General features: G+C 60.4%; 21 protein-coding genes and 4 tRNA genes. 2 read left to right on the forward strand and 23 right to left on the reverse strand.

The features are described 5' to 3' along the window. Nucleotides 1-129 precede the first annotated feature (129 nt). On the forward strand, nucleotides 130-354 hold the full coding sequence (locus tag GJU48_RS15450) for a hypothetical protein (protein ID WP_094952251.1): 225 nt from the start codon (nucleotides 130-132) through the stop codon (nucleotides 352-354). 15 nt (nucleotides 355-369) lie between these two features. Here the strand turns inward: GJU48_RS15450 and pcp are convergent, their stop codons facing one another. The 5 genes from pcp to GJU48_RS15475 all read right to left on the reverse strand — a co-directional run bounded on the left by pcp (nucleotide 370) and on the right by GJU48_RS15475 (nucleotide 4,157). After that, nucleotides 370-1,008, reverse strand: coding sequence for a pyroglutamyl-peptidase I (pcp, locus tag GJU48_RS15455; protein ID WP_094952252.1), 639 nt, complete (start codon nucleotides 1,006-1,008; stop codon nucleotides 370-372). A 7-nt stretch (nucleotides 1,009-1,015) separates the two neighbouring features. Next, the gene (locus GJU48_RS15460) at nucleotides 1,016-1,966 is read right to left on the reverse strand and encodes a DUF979 domain-containing protein (RefSeq protein WP_094952253.1); all 951 of its coding nucleotides are present in this window, start codon (nucleotides 1,964-1,966) and stop codon (nucleotides 1,016-1,018) included. Next, entirely contained in the window at nucleotides 1,963-2,679 is a 717-nt protein-coding gene (locus GJU48_RS15465) for a DUF969 domain-containing protein (RefSeq protein WP_094952256.1), read from the reverse strand. Before GJU48_RS15465 ends, GJU48_RS15460 begins: the two co-directional genes overlap by 4 nt. Nucleotides 2,680-2,919: 240 nt before the next feature. Beyond that, nucleotides 2,920-3,345 carry a GNAT family N-acetyltransferase gene (locus GJU48_RS15470; protein WP_094952254.1) on the reverse strand — a complete coding sequence of 142 codons (426 nt, stop codon included), beginning with the start codon at nucleotides 3,343-3,345 and terminating at the stop codon, nucleotides 2,920-2,922. A 735-nt stretch (nucleotides 3,346-4,080) separates the two neighbouring features. Then, nucleotides 4,081-4,157: transfer RNA gene (locus tag GJU48_RS15475), tRNA-Val, on the reverse strand. Between the two features lie 184 nt (nucleotides 4,158-4,341). Here GJU48_RS15475 and GJU48_RS15480 point away from each other — a divergent pair. Beyond that, the gene (locus tag GJU48_RS15480) at nucleotides 4,342-5,625 is read left to right on the forward strand and encodes an NAD(P)/FAD-dependent oxidoreductase (protein WP_094953093.1); all 1,284 of its coding nucleotides are present in this window, start codon (nucleotides 4,342-4,344) and stop codon (nucleotides 5,623-5,625) included. Between the two features lie 232 nt (nucleotides 5,626-5,857). Here the strand turns inward: GJU48_RS15480 and GJU48_RS15485 are convergent. From GJU48_RS15485 to leuD, 18 genes are all read right to left on the reverse strand, one after another. Then, nucleotides 5,858-5,934, reverse strand: a tRNA-Asp gene (locus GJU48_RS15485). Between the two features lie 104 nt (nucleotides 5,935-6,038). Beyond that, nucleotides 6,039-6,115, reverse strand: a tRNA-Asp gene (locus GJU48_RS15490). Between the two features lie 54 nt (nucleotides 6,116-6,169). Then, nucleotides 6,170-6,245: transfer RNA gene (locus tag GJU48_RS15495), tRNA-Val, on the reverse strand. A 107-nt stretch (nucleotides 6,246-6,352) separates the two neighbouring features. Next, nucleotides 6,353-7,117 carry an SDR family oxidoreductase gene (locus GJU48_RS15500; RefSeq protein WP_094953094.1) on the reverse strand — a complete coding sequence of 255 codons (765 nt, stop codon included), beginning with the start codon at nucleotides 7,115-7,117 and terminating at the stop codon, nucleotides 6,353-6,355. A gap of 11 nt (nucleotides 7,118-7,128) precedes the next feature. Beyond that, nucleotides 7,129-8,340 carry an O-succinylhomoserine sulfhydrylase gene (locus GJU48_RS15505; protein WP_094953095.1) on the reverse strand — a complete coding sequence of 404 codons (1,212 nt, stop codon included), beginning with the start codon at nucleotides 8,338-8,340 and terminating at the stop codon, nucleotides 7,129-7,131. A 65-nt stretch (nucleotides 8,341-8,405) separates the two neighbouring features. Beyond that, nucleotides 8,406-9,911, reverse strand: a complete 1,506-nt coding sequence (gene purF / locus GJU48_RS15510; protein ID WP_094953096.1) for an amidophosphoribosyltransferase — start codon at nucleotides 9,909-9,911, stop codon at nucleotides 8,406-8,408. A 41-nt stretch (nucleotides 9,912-9,952) separates the two neighbouring features. After that, nucleotides 9,953-10,510, reverse strand: a complete 558-nt coding sequence (locus tag GJU48_RS15515) for a CvpA family protein (protein WP_003192538.1) — start codon at nucleotides 10,508-10,510, stop codon at nucleotides 9,953-9,955. A 258-nt stretch (nucleotides 10,511-10,768) separates the two neighbouring features. Further along, on the reverse strand, nucleotides 10,769-11,434 hold the full coding sequence (locus GJU48_RS15520; protein WP_094953097.1) for an SPOR domain-containing protein: 666 nt from the start codon (nucleotides 11,432-11,434) through the stop codon (nucleotides 10,769-10,771). Further along, on the reverse strand, nucleotides 11,418-12,725 hold the full coding sequence (folC, locus tag GJU48_RS15525) for a bifunctional tetrahydrofolate synthase/dihydrofolate synthase (RefSeq protein ID WP_094953098.1): 1,308 nt from the start codon (nucleotides 12,723-12,725) through the stop codon (nucleotides 11,418-11,420). Before folC ends, GJU48_RS15520 begins: the two co-directional genes overlap by 17 nt. After that, nucleotides 12,722-13,642 (reverse strand): acetyl-CoA carboxylase, carboxyltransferase subunit beta, encoded by a 921-nt coding sequence (accD, locus tag GJU48_RS15530; protein WP_094953099.1) that lies wholly within the window; start codon nucleotides 13,640-13,642, stop codon nucleotides 12,722-12,724. The genes folC and accD overlap by 4 nt, the downstream gene beginning before the upstream one ends. Before the next feature lie 245 nt (nucleotides 13,643-13,887). Further along, entirely contained in the window at nucleotides 13,888-14,520 is a 633-nt protein-coding gene (locus tag GJU48_RS15535) for a phosphoribosylanthranilate isomerase (RefSeq protein ID WP_094953100.1), read from the reverse strand. A 64-nt stretch (nucleotides 14,521-14,584) separates the two neighbouring features. Then, complete coding sequence (gene truA, locus GJU48_RS15540) at nucleotides 14,585-15,409, reverse strand: tRNA pseudouridine(38-40) synthase TruA (RefSeq protein ID WP_094953101.1); 825 nt, start codon at nucleotides 15,407-15,409, stop codon at nucleotides 14,585-14,587. 231 nt (nucleotides 15,410-15,640) lie between these two features. After that, nucleotides 15,641-18,262 carry a FimV/HubP family polar landmark protein gene (locus GJU48_RS15545; protein ID WP_155296034.1) on the reverse strand — a complete coding sequence of 874 codons (2,622 nt, stop codon included), beginning with the start codon at nucleotides 18,260-18,262 and terminating at the stop codon, nucleotides 15,641-15,643. A 161-nt stretch (nucleotides 18,263-18,423) separates the two neighbouring features. Then, entirely contained in the window at nucleotides 18,424-19,434 is a 1,011-nt protein-coding gene (locus tag GJU48_RS15550; protein WP_094953103.1) for an aspartate-semialdehyde dehydrogenase, read from the reverse strand. Nucleotides 19,435-19,670: 236 nt separating this feature from the next. Then, nucleotides 19,671-20,783: an aspartate-semialdehyde dehydrogenase gene (asd, locus tag GJU48_RS15555; protein ID WP_094953218.1), complete on the reverse strand. Its 1,113-nt coding sequence runs from the start codon at nucleotides 20,781-20,783 to the stop codon at nucleotides 19,671-19,673. A 64-nt stretch (nucleotides 20,784-20,847) separates the two neighbouring features. Continuing rightward, nucleotides 20,848-21,930, reverse strand: coding sequence for a 3-isopropylmalate dehydrogenase (gene leuB, locus GJU48_RS15560; RefSeq protein WP_094953216.1), 1,083 nt, complete (start codon nucleotides 21,928-21,930; stop codon nucleotides 20,848-20,850). Nucleotides 21,931-21,982: 52 nt separating this feature from the next. Continuing rightward, nucleotides 21,983-22,747 (reverse strand): class I SAM-dependent methyltransferase, encoded by a 765-nt coding sequence (locus tag GJU48_RS15565; protein WP_094953215.1) that lies wholly within the window; start codon nucleotides 22,745-22,747, stop codon nucleotides 21,983-21,985. A 137-nt stretch (nucleotides 22,748-22,884) separates the two neighbouring features. After that, nucleotides 22,885-23,529 carry a 3-isopropylmalate dehydratase small subunit gene (gene leuD / locus GJU48_RS15570; RefSeq protein ID WP_094953214.1) on the reverse strand — a complete coding sequence of 215 codons (645 nt, stop codon included), beginning with the start codon at nucleotides 23,527-23,529 and terminating at the stop codon, nucleotides 22,885-22,887. Nucleotides 23,530-23,534 lie beyond the last annotated feature (5 nt).

Here is a 23,534-nt window from a genome sequence, read left to right on the forward strand (position 1 = left end):
CAAGCGCTATCTCACATTTTGAACAGGTGTAATGCTTTGGAGAGAAAACACTATCAACTCGGTGGGACGAAAGCGCTGAACATCCCGGCTCAAGGTAGAGCCGGCGGAGGCAATGACGGAGGTTCAGGTATGGAAAAACGCTTGGGTTTATTGGAGAAGGGGCTGGCTGACATGAAAGAGAAGCTATTCGCCGTTTCAAGCAAAGCAGACTCGTTTGAAAAGCACTTCGCCACCCGAGCGGACCTGGCGACAACGGAGCTGAATCTGATCAAATGGTACGTGGCCACTGCGTTCGCAATGACGGGGCTGGCCTGCGCCATTACCTTTGGCCTGACCCGACTGTTGGCCAGCTAAGATCAGTTCGGCAGGTCAACTGACCTGCCCACCGGTTTGCAGAATATCGACCTGCGTGTCCCAGGCCGCCTGTACCGCAACACGTAAACCTTCAACCAACGTCACCAGCGCCATCGAAGGTTGCGCCGAAACCTCTTGCGGCGGGCTGGGTGGCACATGGATAAAACCACTGCGTATAGCCGTACCGGCAAGCGCATGCTGCAACAGGTAAAACACCTGATTACACACGAATGTCCCGGCCGTCTGCGACACCGATGCAGCAATGCCTGCCTCGCGCACCGCCTTGACCATCGCCTTGATCGGCAACGTAGTGAAGTAGGCCGCCGGCCCTCCGACTATCACCGCTGTGTCGATAGGTTGCGCCCCTAAATTGTCGGGGATGCGGGCATCGTTCACGTTGATCGCCACCCGCTCAATCGAAATATCACCACGCCCGGGCCCTAGCCCCGTGGCAATCACCATCACCGGGCGCAATTCGGCGATGAACTGCGTCAGGCAGTCTCCCGCCGTGGCAAATGCACAGGGCAGTCGACGCGCAACAATTTGCACATCCCCGCCTAATTGCACGCCATCCAACTGGCGCGCGGCCTCCCAGGAGGGGTTGATCAGGTCTTGATCAAAGGGCTCGAAGCCCGTCAACAACACAGTTTGCATCTTGGCCTCACATCAACAGATAGAGCAGGACAATATTGACCACCAGCATCATCAACGCAGTCGGCAGTTGAGCCTTGATGACCGCGTTCTTATCCGGCAACTCCAGCAACGCCGCCGGGACGATATTGAAGTTGGCGGCCATTGGCGTCATCAGCGTACCGCAGTAGCCGGAGAACATGCCGATCGCCGCCATCACCGCCGGGTTACCCCCATAGATACCTACCAGCACCGGCACACCGACTCCGCCGGTCATGACTGGGAAAGCCGCGAAACCATTACCCATAATCACGGTGAACAGCGCCATGCCCAGTACGTAAACCATCACCGCTACCAACTTGAAATCCAGATTGATGTAGGTGGTGGTGACATGGGCGACAGCCGTGCCGACGCCGGCTTCATTGAACAACAACCCGAGCATTGCCAGCATTTGAGGCAACACCATGGCCCAGCCCAGGGCTTCAGTCAGACGTCGGGATTCGCGCAAGGCTTGCACAGGAGTGTCGCGGGTCAGCCAGCACGCCAGGCCCAGCGCGATCAGGCAACCGATGCCCAAGGATACAAACGTCGTGTTTTTGGGGTCCAGCAGCGGCACGCCGCCAATTTCAGTGTGCTTGAGCAGCACCGAACCAATCACCGTGGTCAGGGGAATCGCCAACGCCGGAATAAACAATTTGTGCCCCAGGCGGGCGGCACTCGCACGGGATGCTTTGTCATGCAGTTCGATATGCTTGCCACGGCCAACGCCACCCAGGCCCGCAATCAATGCCATCACTACCACGCCGGCACCAATCACCACCGATGGCAGGCGCTCACCGACCAAGAACGGGATGGCAAACAGCAACCAGAACAAGGCGGTGGACCAGCGTTTTGGATGGGTTCGGTCGAACAGAATCATGCCCGCGGTAATCAGCAACAAAACGCCGGCCAGCCAGTACAGGTATTGGATAGAGATGATCATTGCGCAGCCTCCACTGGGGCGGCAGCAGGTGTCATCTCACGGGTGAGCCTTCGATCAAATCGATGCAGGCGAATCGCATGGATGATAAACGCACAAATCGCCGTCGGGATGCCCCACACCGCAATGTGCAACGGCTCCACATCAATTCCCGAGCCCAACAGGAAGGTGTGCATCAGTGCAATCGCGCCAAAGGCGACAAAGATGTCTTCACCGAAAAACAGCCCGACGTTATCGGTCGCCGCACACATGGCCAGCACCTTGTGGCGCACCTTGTCCGGCAACTTGCCGTAGCGTTTTTCTGCTGCACCTTCGGCCATCGGCGCCAGCAGTGGCCGTACCATCTGCGGATGTCCGCCCAGGCTGGTCAGGCCCATGGCCGCCGTGGACTCGCGCACAAACAGGTAGATGATTAACAAACGCCCGACCGTGGCGCGTTCGAAGCGCGCAATCCAGTTCTGCGCATGCAAGCGCAGGCCATGGCGCTCCAGCAGGCCGATGACCGCCAGGGGCAATAACAGGATGAGTTGCAAGGCACGGGTCTGAAGGAAACCATCGCCCATGCTGGCGAGGATTTTTTCCAACGGAAAGTGCGCGGCGAGCCCGGTGACGATGGCAGCAGCGGTGACCACCAGCAGCGGATTGAAGCGCAAGACGAAGCCAACCACGATGACAAGCACGCCGATCAACGGCCATAGGTTCACAACAGTTTGCATGACGATGAGGTCCTTGAATGCGCGTTGCGGCGCCATTGCAGCAGGATGTGAACAAAGCGTTCACAGCATGAAAGTGGCGTGCAGCCCGGCGCGGTTTTTATTGTTGACCTTGAAGGTCGAGCGTCAGTGGCGGCAACTGTGCTGCTTGGGGGCGGGAGGTGTCCAACAAGAAAAATTGTTGCTGCAAACCAATAAATTTTGTGGATGAATGGCGCCAGGTGATCTGGCGCCGCGCGGGATTCAGGCCAGGCGTTTTTGGAAAAAATACCGTTGGTGACCCGGTGGGTAATCGGCAATGTGGCCAACCTCGCTGAAGCCCAGCTTTCGATAGAACCCCGGCGCCTGGAAGCTGAAGGTGTCCAGCCAGATCCCGACACATCCCCGCTGACGGGCCAGGTCTTCAGCGGCGCGCATCAAACGCGTGCCGGTACCTTGTGTGCGCATCTGGTCGGGGATGCTCAAGAGCTCAATGAACAGCCACCCGTAGGAAATCTTCCCGTAGAGGCCACCGACCACTTCCTGGGTGGCGGGGTCGCGCAAGAAAAGCCCGACCGTTTCAAGCGCCATGTCGCCGGTATGGCTGAGGTTATAGGCCCTCAGCGGTTTGAGGATGGCCTCACGCTCCTCTGCCGTCACGTCGAACGACACCTCCATTGCCAATTCCATTGCAAGCTCCCTGGGTTGAATTCAGCTGCCCGCCAGTATGCCCAATCCGACGCCGGCAATGCAGGCACGGTGATTGGAACGTGCGAGCCCAAGACTGACCCGGATTGGCTTCGCCGATGAGCCCAAAGCGCGCACGAGCGAGGCGTCGGCGTTCGCTGACGAATCCTGTTACGGACCTATACTCAATAGAGCCACTGCGCGTTTCTGCGCATCGAGCACGGCACTAATGCCGATGAAGAATTGCCGACAATGAGGTAGCCACTATGTACGCCGGACAAATGTATATGGCGACAACGAATGGTGAGATACGCTGCCAGATGGTGGTGCAAATCATCTGCCTGTTATCGGTGGCTACGCTGTTCTGTTGAGCAAATCCCCCGCGTTAAAGCGAGCCGTAAAGCGGCTTGGCGAAGCTTTGCTTGAGTTCCAGACAACAAAAAAGGGCCCACCTTTCGGTGAGCCCTTCTAGACCGCCCAGCAGAGCGGATTTTAACGGGCAAGGGAGTGAGCCTGCGAACGTACCACCACCTAGACAAGATAGTGAACGAGCCATGCATATCAACGGGTTAGGTAGAGTCGTTCACAAATCTGAGTGTGAACAGAGGCAGGCATGAATCCACGTTCACATTGCCTTGTGTGAACGAAGCCTATAATTTGTGAACGTTTTCTTAGGCAAAGAAAAAGGGGAACCCTTTCGGATTCCCCTTCACACCGCCCAGCAGAGCGGATTTTGTTTGGTAGGCGCGATTGGACTCGAACCAACGACCCCCACCATGTCAAGGTGGTGCTCTAACCAACTGAGCTACGTGCCTGCTGTGAGGCGGCATTCTACGGAATTATGGAGGGGTGTCAACATCTTTTTTGCAGCTAACCCTATGAATATGCGAATTATTTATTTGCCGGGGGTACGCCCGTCGTTTTCGGGTGGCTGGCAGGCAATTTTCAACTCAGGTAGGATCTGGGCACTCGTAAAAAATATAAAACAGAGGTTCCAGGATGGCGAACACCCCCTACCCCCAGTCGTATTACGCCGCGTCCGCGAATGCGGTTCCACCGCGCCCGGTACTGCAAGGTGAAGTCGAAACCGATGTGTGCGTGATCGGTGCCGGCTACACCGGTCTTTCCAGCGCGCTGTTTCTGCTGGAGAACGGTTTTCGCGTCACGGTGCTGGAAGCCGCCAAGGTGGGGTTTGGCGCGTCGGGCCGTAACGGTGGGCAAATCGTCAACAGCTACAGCCGCGACATTGATGTGATCGAACGCAGCGTTGGCCCAAAGCAGGCACAGTTGCTAGGGCAAATGGCGTTTGAGGGCAGCAAAATCATTCGTGAGCGTGTGGCCAAGTATCAGATCCAGTGCGACTTGAAGGACGGCGGCGTGTTCGCCGCCCTCAACAGCAAGCACATGGGCCATCTGGAGTCGCAGCAGCGCCTGTGGGAACGCTACGGCCATACGCAGCTTGAGTTGCTGGATGAACGCCGTATTCGTGAAGTTGTAGCGTGTGACAACTATGTCGGCGGCCTGCTGGACATGAGTGGCGGGCACATTCATCCGCTCAACCTGGCACTGGGTGAAGCGGCGGCTGTGGAGTCCCTGGGCGGCACGATCTACGAGCAATCGGCCGCCATACGCATCGAGCGCGGCGCCAACCCGGTGGTGCACACCGCTGAAGGCAAAGTCAGGGCCAAGTTCATCATCGTCGCGGGCAACGCCTACCTGGGCAACCTGGTACCGGAGCTGGCGGCCAAATCTATGCCTTGTGGCACCCAGGTCATCACCACAGCACCGCTGGGCGATGAGCTGGCCAAGACGTTGCTGCCGCAGGATTATTGCGTCGAAGACTGCAACTACCTGCTCGACTACTATCGCCTCACCAGCGACAAGCGCCTGATCTTTGGCGGCGGCGTGGTGTATGGCGCGCGCGACCCGGCCAATATCGAAGCGATCATCCGCCCGAAGATGCTCAAGGCCTTCCCGCAGCTCAAGGATGTGAAAATCGATTACGCCTGGACCGGTAATTTCCTGCTAACCCTGTCGCGCCTGCCGCAGGTCGGTCGACTGGGCGACAACATCTATTACTCACAGGGCTGCAGCGGCCATGGCGTGACGTACACGCACTTGGCAGGCAAGGTACTGGCGGAGGCGCTGAGAGGCCAGGCAGAGCGTTTTGATGCGTTTGCCGACCTGCCGCACTACCCGTTCCCAGGTGGGCAACTGTTGCGCACGCCGTTCGCAGCGCTAGGCGCGTGGTATTACGGTTTGCGGGATAAATTAGGATTTTAAAACCTGTAGGAGTCGGTGCCGGCGATGGCGATCTTGAAGACGTCATCGCCGGCACTGCCGGCGATGGCGATCTTGAAGACGTCATCGCCGGCAACCGACCCACACAGCTCTCATTATCAAATCGCAGAGACAAAAAACCCCGGTCTCTCGACCAGGGTCTTTGCTATCGGATCAAAGTCAGCCAGTGGCTTTCTTTGTGCTTCAAGGCGTTCAGTGGGCCTTGATGCAGATATGGCGCAGCGGACGGGACTCGAACCCGCGACCCCCGGCGTGACAGGCCGGTATTCTAACCGACTGAACTACCGCTGCGTATCGCTTGACCAGTTGAGCGTAAACCCTCAACCGTCTTTAAACATCTGATCGATCAGCCTTGGCTATTCAATCTCAAGCTCGACATGTCGAACCTGGAAATATGGCGCAGCGGACGGGACTCGAACCCGCGACCCCCGGCGTGACAGGCCGGTATTCTAACCGACTGAACTACCGCTGCGCGTCGGTGCAACCTTAACGTTGCGTCTTACCCTAAGGCAAAACTCTCAAGAAGTGGTGGGTGATGACGGGATCGAACCGCCGACCCTCTGCTTGTAAGGCAGATGCTCTCCCAGCTGAGCTAATCACCCTTTGCTTCTTTGAGGCCGCGAAATTTACGCAGGTAGCAGACCTAAGTCAATAGCCTGCTTGAAGTTTTTCTGAAAAAGACAAAATAGCTTCAAGGCGGCTACCCGCCCTACTCGGTGTAAATCATCTTCTTGCTCATGCCGCCGTCCACCACGAACTCTTGCCCGGTGACAAACCCCGCCTGGCGCGACAGCAACCACGCCACCATCGCCGCCACGTCCTCAACCGTGCCCACCCTGCCCGCGGGATGCTGGGCATGGTCGGCATCGGTCAAAGGCTCGGCACGCCGCGCCGCCGGATCACGCGCATCGATCCAGCCAGGGCTCACAGCGTTGACACGCACCTCGGGCCCCAGACTCATGGCCAACGCGTGCGTCAAGGCCAGCAGGCCGCCCTTGCTCGCCGCATAGGCCTCGGTGTCGGGCTCCGACTGACGCGCCCGGGTCGATGCCAGGTTGACGATGGCACCGCCGTGGGCACGCAGGTACGGCGCGCAGTGCTTGGCCAGCAGCATCGGCCCACTGAGGTTCACCGCCAGTACGCGGTTCCAATACGCCAGGTCGAGGCTTTCCAGGGTGATATTGCGCGGGTCGGCTACCGCCGCGTTGCACACCAGCGCGTCGAGGCGCCCAAACTGCCCCAACACTTCGGCAACGCCCTGGGCGACTTGTTTTTCGTCGGCCACGTCCATGGTGATAAACCAGGCGTTGTCACCTAGCGCCTTGGACACCTTGGAGCCGCGCTCGCGGTCCAAGTCGGTCAACACCACCTGCCAGCCTTCGCTGATCAACCACGCGGCAATGCCCAGGCCAATGCCCCGCGCCGCGCCCGTCACCAGTGCGACACGGCCGTTACCAGCCGCGGCAGCTTCCATGGACCACTCGATCACAAGGCAGCCAGCCCGCGGGCCAGATCAGCCTGCAAGTCAGCCACATCTTCCAGGCCCACCGCGATGCGGATCAGGCTGTCACGAATGCCGGCTGCCTCGCGCTCTTGCGGGGCCAGGCGACCATGGGAGGTGGTGCTTGGGTGCGTAATGGTGGTCTTGCTATCACCCAGGTTGGCGGTGATGGAGATCAAGCGTGTCGCATCGATAAAGCGCCAGGCGCCCTCTTTGCCACCCTTCACTTCGAAGCTGACCACGGCGCCGAAACCACGCTGCTGGCGCTGGGCCAATTCGTGTTGCGGGTGGCTCTTGAGGCCTGCGTAGTGGACCTTCTCGATACCGTCCTGCTGCTCCAGCCACTCGGCCAGGGCCTGGGCATTGGCGCAATGGGCCTTCATGCGCAGGCTGAGGGTTTCCAGGCCTTTGAGGAAAATCCAGGCATTGAACGGGCTCAAAGTCGGGCCGGCGGTGCGCAAGAAGCCCACCACTTCTTTCATCTGCTCACTGCGGCCAGCAACTACACCGCCCATGCAACGGCCCTGGCCATCGATGAACTTGGTGGCCGAGTGCACAACAATGTCCGCACCCAGCTTCAACGGCTGCTGCAACGCAGGCGTGCAGAAGCAGTTGTCGACCACCAGCATCGCGCCCTTGGCGTGCGCCACTTCGGACAATGCGGCGATATCCACCAGCTCGGCCAACGGGTTGGACGGCGACTCGACAAACAGCAATTTGGTGTTGGCCTTGATCGCCGCATCCCAACCGGACAGGTCCGCCAGGGGCACGTAATCCACTTCGATGCCAAAACGCTTGAAGTACTTCTCGAACAGGCTGATGGTCGAACCGAACACGCTGCGCGACACCAGCACATGGTCGCCAGCGCTGCACAGGCTCATCACCACGGCCAGGATGGCAGCCATGCCGGTCGCCGCGGCCACCGCCTGCTCAGCGCCCTCCAGAGCCGCGATACGCTCCTCGAACGCACGCACGGTCGGGTTGGTGTAGCGCGAATACACGTTACCCGGCACTTCACCGGCAAAACGCGCGGCGGCGTCGGCGGCGGTGCGGAACACGTAGCTGGAGGTGAAGAACATCGGGTCACCGTGCTCACCTTCCGGGGTGCGGTGCTGGCCAGCGCGCACAGCCAGGGTATCGAAAGCTACGCCATCGAGGTCGCTGTCCAAGCGACCGGCATCCCATTCCTGACTCATGCTGCGACTCCTTACTCAATTCTTTATTTAAGATACAAAACCGGCCCCTCAGGGCCGGTGTTTACTCAGTTGTTGTACAGATCGATAATCGCGCTGACCGCCTGGGTCTTGATCTTCGACGAGTCGTTACGCGCCTGCTCGATCTTGTTCAGGTAAGCCTCATCGACATCACCGGTCACGTACTTGCCATCGAACACGGCGCAGTCGAACTGCTCGATCTTGATCTTGCCACCACCGACCGCTTCGATCAGGTCCGACAGGTCCTGATAGATCAGCCAGTCGGCGCCAATCAGGTCAGCCACGTCCTGGGTCGAACGGTTATGGGCGATCAGTTCGTGGGCGCTCGGCATGTCGATACCGTACACGTTCGGGTAGCGCACGGCAGGTGCAGCAGAACAGAAGTACACGTTCTTGGCGCCGGCTTCGCGGGCCATCTGGATGATCTGCTTGCAGGTGGTGCCGCGTACGATGGAATCGTCCACCAGCATCACGTTCTTGCCGCGGAATTCCAGTTCGATGGCGTTGAGCTTCTGGCGTACCGACTTCTTGCGCGCCGCCTGGCCGGGCATGATAAAGGTGCGGCCGATGTAGCGGTTCTTGACGAAGCCTTCGCGGAACTTGACGCCCAAGTGGTTGGCCAGTTCCAACGCAGCGGTACGGCTGGTGTCCGGGATCGGGATCACCACGTCGATATCGTGCTCAGGACGCTCGCGCAGGATCTTCTCGGCCAGCTTCTCGCCCATGCGCAGGCGCGCCTTGTACACCGAAACGCCGTCGATGATCGAATCCGGACGCGCCAGGTAGACGTGCTCGAAGATGCACGGGGTGAGTTTTGGTGCCACAGCGCATTGACGAGTGTGCAACTTGCCGTCTTCGGTGATGTAGACCGCTTCGCCCGGCGCGAGGTCGCGGATCAGGGTGAAGCCCAGCACGTCGAGGGACACGCTTTCGGAGGCGATCATGTATTCGACGCCTTCGTCGGTGTGACGCTGGCCGAACACGATCGGGCGGATGCCGTGCGGATCGCGGAAACCGACGATGCCGTAACCGGTGACCATGGCCACGACCGCGTAACCACCGACGCAACGGTTGTGCACGTCAGTCACGGCAGCGAACACGTCTTCTTCGGTCGGCTGCAGCTTGCCGCGCTGGGCCAACTCGTGGGCGAACACGTTGAGCAGCACCTCCGAGTCGGAGCTGGTGTTGACGTGGCGCAGGTCAGATTCGTAAATCTCCTTGGCCAGCTGTTCAACGTTGGTCAGGTTACCGTTGTGCGCCAGGGTGATGCCGTAAGGCGAGTTGACGTAAAACGGTTGAGCTTCGGCCGAGGTCGAGCTACCAGCAGTCGGGTAACGCACATGGCCAATGCCCATGTGCCCGACGAGGCGCTGCATGTGACGCTGATGGAACACGTCACGCACCAGACCATTGTCCTTGCGCAGGAATAACCGGCCGTCGTGGCTGGTCACAATACCGGCAGCGTCCTGGCCGCGGTGCTGGAGGACGGTTAGCGCGTCATACAGCGCCTGATTGACGTTCGACTTACCGACGATACCGACGATGCCACACATGCGACGCAACCCCTACTTAATGAATCTTGACTGAACACAGCTTACTGAGGCGTTTTGGCCGGTAAGAGGTGTTCCTTGAACGGAAGATCAGCGGGTACGCTGATTCCGCTGGCCAGCCACTGACTGCTCCACCCCAAAATGAGGTTCTTGGACCAATCTGCAACCAATAGAAATTTTGGCACGAGTACCGACTCCTGCCACCACGAATCCTGCTGTACCGGCCCCAGGCTCAACAGCCCAACCGCCACAACCACCAGCAATGCGCCACGCGCGGCGCCGAAGGCCATGCCGAGAAATCGATCGGTCCCTGAGAGGCCGGTGACACGTATCAACTCGCCAATAAGATAATTGACCATTGCCCCCACCAGCAGCGTGGCGATGAACATGATGGCGCAGCCCGCGATGACGCGAGCCGAAGGTGTCTCGATGTAACCGGCCAGGTAAACCGACAGTGAACCACCGAACATCCAGGCTACGACTCCTGCGATGATCCAGGTCAGCAACGACAGTGCTTCTTTTACGAAGCCGCGGCTTAGACTGATCAATGCGGAGATGGCGACTATTGCAACGATCGCCCAATCAACCCAGGTAAATGGCACAGTGCAGCCTACGTACGGATAAGGCGGCGCATTTTAGCAGAGCGCCGGGCTATCGGTAAGCTGTGATTGCGGGTGCTTTGCAAATCAATGGGTTGCGTAGAGCGAACGCGCTTTCAAGACCACCAAAAAACAATGTGGGAGCTGGCTTGCCTGCGACGAGGCAGGTACACCCAACATCACTGTTGACTGAGCCACCGCTATCGCAGGCAAGCCAGCTCCCACATTCGGCCTGCATTCCAATCAGAAGCTGGCAGCTATTCAGCCGCGCTCAGGCTGGAAACGCACCACAAAACCATTCAGATTCTGCTGGCGACCCAGCAAGTCTCGCAGGCGGTCCGCCTCGGCACGCTCGATCAACGGCCCGATAAACACCCGGTTTTTGCCATCGGCACTGCGGATATAGGCGTTGTAGCCCTGAGTACGCAGTTTTTTCTGCAAGGCTTCGGCGCTATCACGATTGGCCAGGCTGGCGAGCTGGATCGACCAACTGATCGGCAAGCCATTCGGGTCGATGCGGCTTTGGCCCACATCCGGCTTACCCGGCGCGGCAGGTTGCGGCGCCACCGGTTTGGGCGCAGGGGCTGGCGCGGCCGGCTTGGCAGCGACGACGGGGGCGGCTGGGGCAGGCGCCGGCTTGACCACCGGAACACTCGGCTGCACCGGCATGGTCGGCGCCTGCTGCGCAGCCACCTCCTCATCGCTCGGCACAGGCTCTTCAGGCAATGCTTGCGGATCGGGCACCACCACCGGCTCAACCTGAACCTGAGGCACCGTCGGTGCCTGGGGCGTAGCCGGAGCCTCAACCACTACCTGGCGCTGTTCGTCCTGGCGGGAAAACAGCATCGGCAGGAAAATCACCGCCAATGCCACCAACACCAGGGCTCCAACCATTCGCTGCTTGTACGCGCTATCCAGTAATGCCATGTGCAGCTTCCTCCGTGGAGCGCCGGGCCAACCACTCTAGCGCCTCGGCAACACAATAAAATGATCCGAACAACAGAATCTCGTCCTCGGCCGTGGCCACCGCGCACTGCGCTTCAAGCGCAGCGGTGACGCTTGCATACGACGCCACCGGCGCACCAAGGTTCTGCAAAGCCACTTCCAACTCAGCAGCCGGGCGACTGCGCGGCGTATCCAGCGGCGCGACCGCCCAAGCCTGGACATTGCCCAACAACGGCGCAACTACGCCGCCCAAGTCTTTATCCACCAACAACCCGAACACCGCCAGGCGACGACCGACCGGCGGCGTGCGTGACAGGCGTTGCGCCAAGTACTCAGCGGCGTGGGGGTTATGCCCCACATCCAGCAACAGGTTCAGGCGCTTGCCTTCCCACTCGAAGGTGCGACGATCCAGTCGCCCAACTACACGGGTTGCCAGCAATGTGGCAGCAATCTGCTCGGCATGCCAAGGCAGATCCAGCAGCAGGTAGGCTTGCAGCGCGAGCGCGGCGTTTTCCATCGGTAGGTTCAGCAGCGGCAGATCGCGTAATTCGACCACTTGGCCACGCGTGTCATGCCCACGCCATTGCCAATGCTGAGCGCCGATCTCGAGATTGAATTCGCGGCCGCGCAGGTAAAACGGGCAACCCAGCTCGCGCACCTTGTCGAGCAAGGGCTGCGGCGGGTCCAGGTCACCACACAGCGCAGGCTTACCTTGGCGCAAGATCCCGGCCTTTTCAAAGGCCACCGACTCACGGGTATTGCCCAGGTAGTCGGCATGGTCAACACCAATGCTGGTGACCAGCGCCAGGTCGGCATCCACCACGTTGACCGTGTCCAGCCGCCCACCCAAGCCGACTTCCAGGACGACCACGTCCAATTGCGCACGCTCGAACAGCCAGAACGCCGCCAGGGTGCCCATTTCGAAGTAAGTCAGGGAAATCTCACCCCGCCCGGCATCCAGTGCGGCAAAGGCTTCGCAGAGCTGCTCGTCTGTGGCTTCGACGCCATTGAGCTGCACCCGCTCGTTATAACGCAGCAGGTGCGGGGAATTGTAGACGCCGACTTTCAGCCCTTGGGCTTGCAGCAGCGCAGCGACAAAGGCGCAGGTAGAGCCTTTGCCGTTGGTGCCGGTCACTGTGATCACACGCGGCGCCGGCCGGCCCAACCCAAGGCGGGCCGCTACCTGTTGCGAGCGCTCCAGGCCCATGTCGATGGCTGACGGATGCAACTGCTCAAGGTAGGCGAGCCATTCGCCCAGGGTACGTTGGGTCATAGGTTTGCAGGCACCGGCGGCACAACAATCGGTTCGATTTTAGGCGCGACGTACACAGGTGTCGGCAGGCCCATCATTTGCGCCAGCAGGTTACCCAGGCGTGGACGCAGCTCGCCACGGGCGATGATCATGTCGATGGCGCCGTGCTCCAGCAGGAACTCGCTGCGCTGGAAACCTTCGGGCAGTTTTTCGCGAACGGTCTGCTCGATCACGCGCGGACCGGCAAAGCCGATCAGGGCTTTAGGTTCGCCGACGATCACATCACCCAGCATCGCCAGGCTGGCGGAAACACCACCGTAGACCGGGTCGGTCAGCACGGAGATGAACGGGATGCCTTCTTCACGCAGACGCGCCAGCACCGCGGAGGTCTTGGCCATTTGCATCAGGGAGATCAGCGCTTCCTGCATACGCGCGCCACCGGAGGCGGCGAAGCAGATCATCGGGCAACGGTTTTCCAGGGCGTAATTGGCGGCACGTACGAAACGCTCACCAACGATGGCACCCATGGAGCCGCCCATAAAGGAGAATTCAAACGCGGAAACCACCACCGGCATGCCCAGCAACTTGCCGCTGACGGAAATCAGCGCGTCTTTCTCACCGGTCTGCTTCTGCGCAGCGGTCAGGCGGTCCTTGTACTTCTTGCCGTCGCGGAACTTGAGACGGTCAACCGGCTCCAGCTCAGCACCCAACTCGGCACGGCCATCGGCGTCGAGGAAGATGTCGATGCGGGCGCGGGCGCCGATACGCATGTGGTGGTTGCACTTGGGGCAAACATCCAGAGTCTTTTCCAGCTCCGGGCGGTACAGCACCGCGTCGCAGGAGGGGCACTTATGCCACAGACCTTCAGGAACCGAGCTTTTCTTCACCTCGGAACGCATGATCGAAGGGATCAGTTTGTCTACTAACCAGTTGCTCATGCTTTCTTTCTCCAGTACCGGTGGCTTGAACACAGCCCCGCGTATGCCCTTGAGCTAAATTCATATGTGGCGATGACACAGACTGGACGGGGTCAGACGCTCGACCGGCCATTTCCTGCCTGTACCCTCAGCCTTCCAGACAACCTGCCAGCGCAGGGTTGCCACTTCATTTCCGGGCCTCCCGCAGGCGGCGCCGGTGCTGTTTTACACAGTGGTAGTTATGGACGGCGGCAGACTGCCAGCCGTCACATCGCGCCACTGCTGTTGCGCACGGCTTGCATGAACGCGCGAATCTTGTGGTGATCCTTGATGCCTTTGCCCTGCTCTACCCCACCGCTGACATCCACGGCATACGGCCGGACCTGCTCAATGGCCGCCCCGACATTCGCGGGGTTGAGCCCACCGGCCAGGATGATCGGTTTGCTCAGGCCCTCGGGTATCAACGACCAGTCAAACGCCTCACCCGTACCACCGGGCACACCTTCGACATAAGTGTCCAACAAGATTGCGCGAGCGCCAGTATAGGCAGCACATGCGGCAGCGATGTCATCCCCGGACTTGACGCGCAACGCCTTAATATACGGGCGCTGGTAGCTTTCACATTCGTCAGGGCTTTCGTCACCGTGAAACTGCAGCATGTCGAGCTGCACGGCATCCAGGGTTTCGTTGAGTTCGCAACGGCTGGCGTTGACGAACAAGCCCACGGTGGTCACGAACGGCGGCAGCGCGGCGATGATCGCCCGCGCCTGCAACACGTTCACAGCCCGTGGGCTCTTGGCATAAAACACCAAACCAATGGCGTCCGCCCCCGCCTCGACAGCCGCCAGCGCGTCTTCTATGCGGGTAATCCCGCAAATCTTGCTGCGAACGGCTGCCATATCGTAGAAACCTCAGGGGTTGAACCGAGAAAGTCCCGGATGGTAACAAAAGCTTTTCCGGGCGTCAGCCGCCAAGTTCGCTGAAACCTGTGAGGAAGTGTGGCCCGATGAAACGATCGGGCAATTCGAACTCGTCGCGGTACTCCACATCCACCAGATAAAGGCCGAACGGGTGCGCGGTCACCCCGCCGGTACGACGAACACGGCTTTCCAACACTTCCTTCGCCCACTCCACCGGGCGCTCGCCGGTGCCGATGGTCATCAACACGCCGGCAATGTTGCGCACCATATGGTGCAGGAAAGCGCCGGCACGAATATCCAGCACGATCATCTTGCCGTGACGGGTCACGCGCAGGTGATGCACTTCCTTGATCGGCGACTTGGCCTGACACTGGCCGGCACGGAACGCACTGAAATCATGCACTCCGACCAAATGCTGCGCGGCCTCGGCCATGCGCTCGGCGTCCAGCGGGCGGTGATTCCAGGTGATTTCTTGATTGAGGTGCGCCGGGCGGATCTGATCGTTGTAGATCACATAGCGGTAGCGCCGGGCGATGGCCTTGAAGCGCGCATGAAAATCCGCAGGCATGACCTTGGCCCAGGTGACGCTGACGTCATGCGGCAAATTGATATTTGCGCCCATCACCCACGCCTTCATCGTGCGCTCGGCCTGGGTATCGAAGTGCACCACTTGGCCGCAGGCGTGCACACCGGCGTCGGTACGCCCGGCACACATCAGCGACACCGGCGAATCGGCGACCTTCGATAACGCGTTTTCGAGGGTTTCCTGCACCGTCAGCACACCAGAGGCCTGGCGCTGCCAGCCGCGATAGCGCGAGCCTTTGTATTCCACGCCCAGGGCGATGCGATTAAAGCCTGCGGCTGCCATTTCGGCGGCCGCGTTATCTATATTTGCCAAGAACTGAGAGCCCGATGAGTTGCGCAAAGGCGGCCATTATAAAGGCGGAGCAGATATGAGGGGCGCTTTTGTTGCAAGCCATGCGAAGGCCTGATGTGTGGGAGCTGGCTTGCCTGCGATTGCATCAATGCGGTGTAACAGATAAACCGAGTTGCCCGCATCGCAGGCAAGTCAGCTCCCACATTGGTTCTGCGTTGCACCTTAGATTTTGCCGAGCATTTCCTTGGCCTCACCACGCTGGGCCTCATCGCCTTCGGTCAGCACTTCGGAAAGGATGTCGCGCGCACCGTCGGCATCGCCCATGTCGATGTAGGCCTGGGCCAGGTCCAACTTGGTGGCGACCTCGTCGGTGCCGGAGAGGAAATCAAATTCCGGCTCATCACCGCCCGACGCGGCGTCTTCAGCGGTGAACGAAGGCTCGATCGGCGGATGCTCCAGGCTCTGGGACAGGCGATCCAGCTCGGCGTTGACGTCATCCAACTCAGACGCGAAGGCATCCGGCTTGGTTGCAGCCGGTGCTTGCGGCTCGTCAGCCAGGGACAAGTCGAAGTCTTCCGGCAGGTCCAAGTCGTCCAACGCGGCGGGCGTGAGCGTCGGCGGCTGAGCCGCCTGCACATCCTTCATCTGCTCTTCAAGGCCGGAAAGGAAATCGTCGTCAGCTTGGGTGGAAGACGGCGCTTCCAGTTGCAGGTCCAGGTCGAAGTCCGACAGATCGTCCGGGGCAGTCTTGGCTTCGGTCTGGCGCTGCAGGACAGATTCAAAACTCAGCTCATCCTCCGGGCGAACCACGGCAGGTGAAGCGGCTTCCAGATCGTCCAGGCTCAAGTCAAAATCGGTGTCGAAAGCGTCTGGTACTGGAGCCGGCGCGGCCGGCTTGTCTTCCAGCAAGTTCTTGACGTATTGCGCGTCCAAGGCTGCCGCGGCAACCGCAGCACTGACGCCCGCTGCCAACACAGCCATGCCCGGGAAGCGGCCTTTTAGTTGTTCAACCTGGGCGTGATTTTCACCCGTGGCCACCAGTTGACGCTCCTGGCTGATGAAGCCGTCCTTATCGCCTTGCAGGCCGTAAACCTCCATCAACTTCAAACGCAGGTCGCTGCGTTTTGGCTCGTGCTTGATCGCCTGCTGAAGGACGTCGGCAGCCTGGTTCAAATGACCGCGATCAATATGGGATTGAGCTTGTGCCAGCGAATCGCTGGAATTTTGCGGAGCCACTGCAGCGGCCAAGGGCGAAAGCACGGAAGCAACCGACGGCACCACCACCGGCTCGGCAACCGCAGCAGGTGCGGGCGCAGGAGCGGCAGCCATCTTGACGTTCGGCGCCACCACTTCCAGACCTTCAAAGCTGTCCGGTGGCAGATCGTGCTCTACGTTCGGGGAGAATTGCGGCTCTTCAGCCAGCGCCCGCGCCATCCGCAGGTGCTTTTCCTCTTCGAGGCGGGCATTGCGATGACGCGCCCACAGCAGCAGGAGCAACAACACCAACAGACCGGCCGCGCCGCCAATGACACCAAGCACAACCGGGTTGGTCAGCAGCTCGTTGAATTTGCCTTCGGTGGTGGCGGCAGGCGCGGCATCCGGCTTGATTGGCTCGGGCGCAGGCGCTGCTGCAGTCGGCGTGGTATCCGCTGCCGGCGCAGTTGCCGCAGGCTCACCGGCCAAGGGCTGCGCTGCCGGCGCAGTTGCCGCAGGCTCACCGGCCAACTGAGCGGGCATCGCCGCTGTTGCCGCCGCTGCCGGGTTACCGTTTTCAGCCTGCAACTTAGCCAACTGATCATTTTTCAGCTGAATCAGTTTTTGCAGCTTATCCAGTTGGCTTTGCAGGTCCGCCGCACGGCTTTTCAGCTCGGCATTGTCGCGGCGCGTGGTGTCCAGTTCTTCCTGGGTCATCGCCAGCTTGTCGTTTAGCGCCCGGCTATCACCGGCCTTGCCCTTCGCGCCCGGCTTGGCGGATTCGGCCGAGACCAGGCTCAAATTATCCTTGGCGCTGGTGCTCGCCGGCGCATTGCCCGCCTGGGTGCGCTTGGTCGCGTCCAGTTGCTGCTTGCCAGCGGCTTGATTTTTAGCCGTGCGGCGCCCTTCGCGCCAGGCCGCGTTTTGCGCGGTCACTTCGGCAATTGCCTCAGGCTGCGGCAGGCTGGTCGCTTGCACGCGATCCGGCAGGCGCAATACCTGGCCGGTTTTCAAGCGGTTGATATTGCCGTCTAGAAACGCATCAGGGTTGAGCGCCTGAATAGCCAGCATGGTTTGCTGGACCGAGGCGCCGTTGCGATTCTTCGCGGCAATTTCCCACAAGGTGTCGTGAGGCGTCGTGGTGTGCTGGGCAGCCTTGCTGACAGTCGGTGCAGTGCGGGCGGGCGTTGTAGCAGACGGCGCACTCAAGCGCGGTGCAGGCGCGCTGACGGCGGGCGTCGATTGCTCAAACTTCGCCGGGTCGAGCAGCACACTGTAGTCGCGCATCAGGCGGCCGTTAGGCCATTGCACCTGCAACAAGAAACGTACGTAGGAATCGGGCAGCGGCTTGCTGGAGGTAACGCGCACCACACTGCGGCCACTTGGATTGACCACTGGGGTAAATGTCAGGTCATTGAGAAACGCCTGGCGATCCACGCCCGCATCCACATATGCCTGGTCAGACGCCAGGCTGGGCGTGATCTCGGAAGCCGTAAGGCCACCGACATCGAGCAATTCGATTTCCACTGACAACGGCTGGTTCAACTTCGACTTGAGGGTCATCTCCCCAAGCTGCAGCGCCTGCGCCATACCGGAGGACAGCGCCGAGGCGGCCGCTATTGCTAACACCAGTTTGCGAACTTGAACCATAGCCTCATCCTTTGTCTGAACACTCCCCGACCTGCGAGAAGGTTGGTAACCGCTGCCATTAGGCATGGCGAGCCGATAGGTCACCGACGCGCTTCTGTTCCGCTTTGGACCAAGCATAGCGCCTGGTTAGAATCAATCTACAAATTGCCGCCAAGTATCTTTTACGCAAGGCTTTTTATCAACAACTGCGCCAGCTGCACCGCGTTGAGTGCCGCCCCCTTGCGTACGTTATCTGACGTCAGCCACAGATTTAGTTCCGCCGGGTCGTCCACGCCCGCACGCACCCGGCCGACGTAGACTACATCCTGGCCGACCGCATCCCCAACCGGCGTAGGGTAGTCGCCCTCTTCCACCAGCTCGATACCTGGCGCCGCCTCAAGTGCGCGGTTGACCGCCGCAAGGTCGACCGGCGCGCCCAACTGCAATGACACTGTCAGGCTATCGCCAAAAAACACCGGGGCTTGAACGCAAGTTGCGGAAATCTTTAGCAAAGGAGTTTCCAGCACTGCGCGCAGCTCGTGCACGAGACGTTTCTCCAGGGCTGTATGCCCCTGGGCGTCTGGCGTGCCGACTTGTGCCAGCAGGTTGAAGGCCATCTGCCGATCAAAGAACTTGGGCTCCAGCGGGCGTACGTTTAACAGTTCGGCGGTCTGCCGGGCCAGTTCACTGACAGCCTCGCGACCCTGGGTGGATACGGCCAGGTTGGCAGTGACGCTGACGCGTTGGATGTCCAGCAACCCGCGCAACGGCGCGAGGACGACGGCCAGGTTGGTAGCGGATGGGCTTGGGCTGCCGAGTTGGAAGGGCTTTTTCAAACCTTTGAGGATATGCGCATTGGCTTCCGGCACCACTTGAGGCGCCTGATCGGCCGGCAAAGCGCCGGACAGGTCGATCACCGAGCAACCGGCAGCGATGGCGCGCGGGGCGAAACTCTGGGTTACCGCCGGGCCTGCCGCGAAGAAGGCCAACTGCGCTTTTTTGAAGTCGAACTCATCGACTTCCTTGACCCGCACGTTCTTGCCGCGAAACGGCACTGATGCACCGGCCGAGTTACTGCCCGCCAGCAGATACAGGGTGCCTACCGGGAAATCCAGTTCTTCGAGAATCTGCACCAGGGTTTCGCCAACGGTTCCGGTGGCGCCGATCACGGCGATTTCAAAGGTCTGGGTCATGGTGGCTGCCTCGGGCATTGCGGGGGGAGCGGCACTTTAACGGGTGGTTGGGAGTGAGGCAATTAACCTGGTTTTTGTGGTGGGGCTGATGGCCTCATCGCGGCATAGGTATCTACCCCTTGAATGTATTCACAAATCAAAATGTGGGAGCGGGCTTGCCCGCGATGAGGGCCTCAAGGGCAACAAAAAACCCGCGCCTTTCACCAGTCGCGGGTTTTTCGTACAGCATTAAGCGATCAACGCTCCAGCAAAATCCGCAGCATACGACGCAGCGGTTCAGCCGCGCCCCACAGCAGTTGGTCACCAACAGTGAACGCGCCCAGGTACTGAGTCCCCATGTTCAGCTTACGCAGACGGCCGACCGGTACATTCAGGGTGCCGGTAACCTTGGTTGGGCTCAGCTCCTGCATGCTGATGTCACGGTTGTTCGGCACCAGTTTGACCCAAGGGTTGTGCTGGCTGATCAACCCTTCGATATCGGCGATCGGCACGTCTTTGTTCAGCTTGATGGTCAGCGCCTGGCTGTGGCAGCGCATGGCGCCGATGCGCACGCAAATGCCGTCCACCGGGATCGGGCTCTTGAAGCGACCGAGGATCTTGTTGGTCTCAGCCTGGGCCTTCCACTCTTCGCGGCTCTGGCCGTTCGGCAGCTCTTTGTCGATCCACGGGATCAGGCTACCGGCCAATGGCACGCCGAAGTTCTCGGTCGGGTAGGCATCGCTGCGCATGGCTTCGGCCACACGACGGTCGATGTCGAGGATCGCACTGGCAGGGTCCGCCAGTTGATCGGCGACGGCTGCGTGGGTCGCGCCCATCTGCTTGATCAGTTCACGCATGTTCTGCGCGCCGGCGCCGGAGGCTGCCTGATAGGTCATGGCGCTCATCCACTCGACCAGACCGGCTTCGAACAAGCCGCCCAGGCCCATCAGCATCAGGCTGACGGTGCAGTTGCCGCCCACGTAGTTCTTGGTGCCGGCGTCCAACTGTTGGTCGATGACCCTGCGGTTCACCGGGTCGAGGATGATCACCGCGTCGTCCTGCATGCGCAGGCTCGAGGCGGCGTCGATCCAGTAACCCTGCCAGCCGGCTTCACGCAGCTTGGGGAAGACTTCGCTGGTGTAGTCGCCACCCTGGCAGGTCAGAATCACGTCGAGGGTTTTCAGCTCTTCAATGCTGTAGGCGTCCTTGAGCGGAGCAATATCCTTGCCCACGGACGGCCCTTGGCCACCTACGTTCGAAGTGGTGAAAAACACCGGCTCAATAAGATCGAAATCCTGCTCTTCCAGCATCCGCTGCATGAGCACGGAACCGACCATACCGCGCCAACCGATCAGACCTACACGTTTCATCGCAACTACACCTTGTTAAAAAGTGGGCCGCCTTGCAGCAACAACTGCAAGCGGGCCGGAGAGATTACAGATTCCGCAGCGCGGCGACTACTGCGTCGCCCATTTCTTGCGTGCCGATTTTGGTGCAACCCTGTGACCAAATGTCACCGGTGCGCAAACCTTGATCCAGCACCAGGCTTACAGCCTTCTCGATGGCATCGGCCGCGTCACTCAGGTTGAAGCTGTAACGCAACATCATCGACACCGACAAAATCGTCGCCAACGGGTTGGCAATGCCCTGCCCTGCGATGTCCGGCGCCGAACCGTGGCACGGCTCGTACATGCCTTTGTTGTGGGTGTCCAGGGACGCCGACGGCAGCATGCCGATAGAACCGGTGAGCATCGAGGCCTGGTCGGACAGGATGTCGCCGAACAGGTTATCGGTGACGATCACGTCGAACTGCTTGGGTGCACGCACCAGTTGCATGGCGGCGTTGTCGACGTACATGTGGCTTAGTTCGACGTCGGGGTAGTCCTTGGCGACTTCTTCGACGATTTCGCGCCACAGCTGGCTGGAGGCCAGTACGTTAGCTTTATCGACCGAGCAGACCTTTTTGCCGCGCACACGGGCCATGTCGAAACCGACACGGGCGATACGGCGGATTTCGCTCTCGCTGTACGGCAGCGTGTCGTAGGCCTGGCGCTCGCCATTCTCAAGCGTGCGCACGCCGCGTGGCGAGCCGAAGTAGATACCGCCGGTCAGTTCACGCACGATCAGGATGTCCAGGCCTGCAACCACTTCCGGCTTGAGGCTCGACGCATCGGCCAGTTGCGGATAGAGGATCGCCGGGCGCAGGTTGCCGAACAGGCCCAGTTGCGCACGGATCTTGAGCAGGCCGCGCTCAGGGCGGATGTCGCGTTCGATCTTGTCCCATTTCGGGCCGCCCACGGCGCCGAGCAGCACCGCGTCAGCCGCACGGGCGCGGTCCAGAGTCTCGTCGGCCAGGGGCACGCCGTGCTTGTCGATGGCGGCGCCGCCGATCACGTCGTGGCTCAATTCGAAGCCCAGGCTGTACTTGCTGTTGGCCAATTCCAGGACCTTGACCGCCTCGGCCATGATTTCCGGACCAATACCGTCGCCAGGAAGAATCAGAATCTGCTTGCTCATGCGTTCCTCATTTCATCAAGCGACCCGCCCGCAGGCAGGTCGGGAAAATTAATCAGCGTTCGGCAAAGACCACCAGCACGTCGGTGCTGAAGGTGCCGTCGGCTTGAATCTCGTAGTAATCGCGTACTTCCTGGCCCATCGCCTTTTGCAGCTCAAGGATTGCAGCACGCAATACCTCTGGCGTGCGCATGCGCTCGACCCACGAGGTGTATTCCAGGCGCAAACGCTGACGGCTGCTGTTGCGCACGTGCAGGCCGGCCTCGCTGAGCTGGCGCATCCACTCGCCGGCGGAATAATCGCGCACGTGGCTGGTGTCGCGCAGCACTTCGACGGTTTGCAGGTAAGTGTCCAACAGCGGGCTGCCCGGTGACAAGACATCCACAAATGCCGCCACACCGCCCGGCTTGAGTACTCGACGGACTTCACGCAGCGCCAGGCCCAGGTCGCTCCAGTGGTGGGCTGAGTAACGGCTGAACACGAAGTCGAACTCGCCATCGGCGAACGGCAAGCGTTCGGCGGCGCCGTGCACGGTGCGGATGTTGTCCAGCCCACGGTCTTTTGAAGCGGCCGCGACCACGTCGAGCATCTGCTGGGAAAGGTCGTAGGCCACCACTTCTTTCACCAGCGGTGCCACATGAAAACTCACATGCCCGGCACCGCAACCCAAATCCAGCAGGCGTGCCGCACCGGCCCCGGCCAGTTCGGCCTGCAGCAGCGCGAATTCGGTGCCTTGGGCGTGCACGGCACTGCTCAGGTAAGCCGAGGCTTGCTCGCCGAATTGTTTTTGCACGACTTGGGTGTGGGCGGTGTTGGTCATGGTGAGCTTCCTTGGGTTTTGTGGTGTTGGTACGGGCGCTATCGCAGGCAAGCCAGCTCCCACAGTTGACCGTGTTCACAGGTCAACATGTGGGAGCCGGGCTTGCCCGCGATGGGGCCCGCACGGCCTACCGCAAATCAGGCGTCGCGAAACAACCAAGGCTGGCTGGCCCGGTGCTTGGTTTCAAAGGCGGCAATCGCATCGCCGTCCTGCAAGGTCAGGCCGATATCGTCCAGGCCGTTGATCAGGCAGTGCTTACGGAACGCGTCGACTTCAAAGTGGTACACCTTGCCGTCCGGACGGGTCACCGTCTGCGCTGCCAGGTCAACCGTGAGCTGGTAGCCCACATCGGCTTCGACTTGTTTGAACAGCTCGTCCACTTCGGCGTCGCTCAAGATGATCGGCAGCAAGCCGTTCTTGAAGCTGTTGTTGAAGAAGATGTCGGCGTAGCTCGGCGCGATGATGCTGCGAAAGCCGTATTCTTCCAGGGCCCACGGCGCGTGCTCACGGCTGGAGCCGCAGCCGAAGTTTTCCCGGGCCAGCAACACGCTGGCGCCTTGGTAACGCTCGGCGTTGAGCACAAAATCCTTGTTCAACGGGCGCTTGGAGTTGTCCTGGTAGGCGTAGCCCACGTCCAGGTAGCGCCACTCGTCGAAGAGGTTTGGGCCGAAACCGGTGCGTTTGATCGACTTCAAGAACTGCTTGGGGATGATCTGGTCGGTGTCGACGTTGGCACGGTCCAACGGCGCGACTAAACCTGTGTGTTGGGTAAAAGCTCTCATCGGGT

It is taken from the genome of Pseudomonas sp. IB20 (genome assembly GCF_009707325.1).
Taxonomy (GTDB): Bacteria; Pseudomonadota; Gammaproteobacteria; order Pseudomonadales; family Pseudomonadaceae; genus Aquipseudomonas.

Excerpts from the sequence above, each read along its gene's own strand:
- GJU48_RS15545 (WP_155296034.1), bottom strand. The coding sequence starts at position 18,262 with ATGGTTCAAGTTCGCAAACTGGTGTTAGCAATAGCGGCCGCCTCGGCG.
- GJU48_RS15505 (WP_094953095.1), bottom strand. The coding sequence starts at position 8,340 with ATGAGTCAGGAATGGGATGCCGGTCGCTTGGACAGCGACCTCGATGGC.
- purF (WP_094953096.1), bottom strand. The coding sequence starts at position 9,911 with ATGTGTGGCATCGTCGGTATCGTCGGTAAGTCGAACGTCAATCAGGCG.
- leuB (WP_094953216.1), bottom strand. The coding sequence starts at position 21,930 with ATGAGCAAGCAGATTCTGATTCTTCCTGGCGACGGTATTGGTCCGGAA.
- GJU48_RS15465 (WP_094952256.1), bottom strand. The coding sequence starts at position 2,679 with ATGCAAACTGTTGTGAACCTATGGCCGTTGATCGGCGTGCTTGTCATC.
- leuD (WP_094953214.1), bottom strand. The coding sequence starts at position 23,529 with ATGAGAGCTTTTACCCAACACACAGGTTTAGTCGCGCCGTTGGACCGT.
- GJU48_RS15520 (WP_094953097.1), bottom strand. The coding sequence starts at position 11,434 with ATGGCATTACTGGATAGCGCGTACAAGCAGCGAATGGTTGGAGCCCTG.
- GJU48_RS15450 (WP_094952251.1), top strand. The coding sequence starts at position 130 with ATGGAAAAACGCTTGGGTTTATTGGAGAAGGGGCTGGCTGACATGAAA.
- GJU48_RS15550 (WP_094953103.1), bottom strand. The coding sequence starts at position 19,434 with ATGACCCAGACCTTTGAAATCGCCGTGATCGGCGCCACCGGAACCGTT.
- GJU48_RS15565 (WP_094953215.1), bottom strand. The coding sequence starts at position 22,747 with ATGACCAACACCGCCCACACCCAAGTCGTGCAAAAACAATTCGGCGAG.
- GJU48_RS15500 (WP_094953094.1), bottom strand. The coding sequence starts at position 7,117 with ATGGAAGCTGCCGCGGCTGGTAACGGCCGTGTCGCACTGGTGACGGGC.
- asd (WP_094953218.1), bottom strand. The coding sequence starts at position 20,783 with ATGAAACGTGTAGGTCTGATCGGTTGGCGCGGTATGGTCGGTTCCGTG.
- GJU48_RS15480 (WP_094953093.1), top strand. The coding sequence starts at position 4,342 with ATGGCGAACACCCCCTACCCCCAGTCGTATTACGCCGCGTCCGCGAAT.
- folC (WP_094953098.1), bottom strand. The coding sequence starts at position 12,725 with ATGACCCAACGTACCCTGGGCGAATGGCTCGCCTACCTTGAGCAGTTG.
- pcp (WP_094952252.1), bottom strand. The coding sequence starts at position 1,008 with ATGCAAACTGTGTTGTTGACGGGCTTCGAGCCCTTTGATCAAGACCTG.
- GJU48_RS15470 (WP_094952254.1), bottom strand. The coding sequence starts at position 3,345 with ATGGAATTGGCAATGGAGGTGTCGTTCGACGTGACGGCAGAGGAGCGT.
- GJU48_RS15535 (WP_094953100.1), bottom strand. The coding sequence starts at position 14,520 with ATGGCAGCCGTTCGCAGCAAGATTTGCGGGATTACCCGCATAGAAGAC.
- GJU48_RS15460 (WP_094952253.1), bottom strand. The coding sequence starts at position 1,966 with ATGATCATCTCTATCCAATACCTGTACTGGCTGGCCGGCGTTTTGTTG.
- truA (WP_094953101.1), bottom strand. The coding sequence starts at position 15,409 with ATGGCAGCCGCAGGCTTTAATCGCATCGCCCTGGGCGTGGAATACAAA.
- accD (WP_094953099.1), bottom strand. The coding sequence starts at position 13,642 with ATGAGCAACTGGTTAGTAGACAAACTGATCCCTTCGATCATGCGTTCC.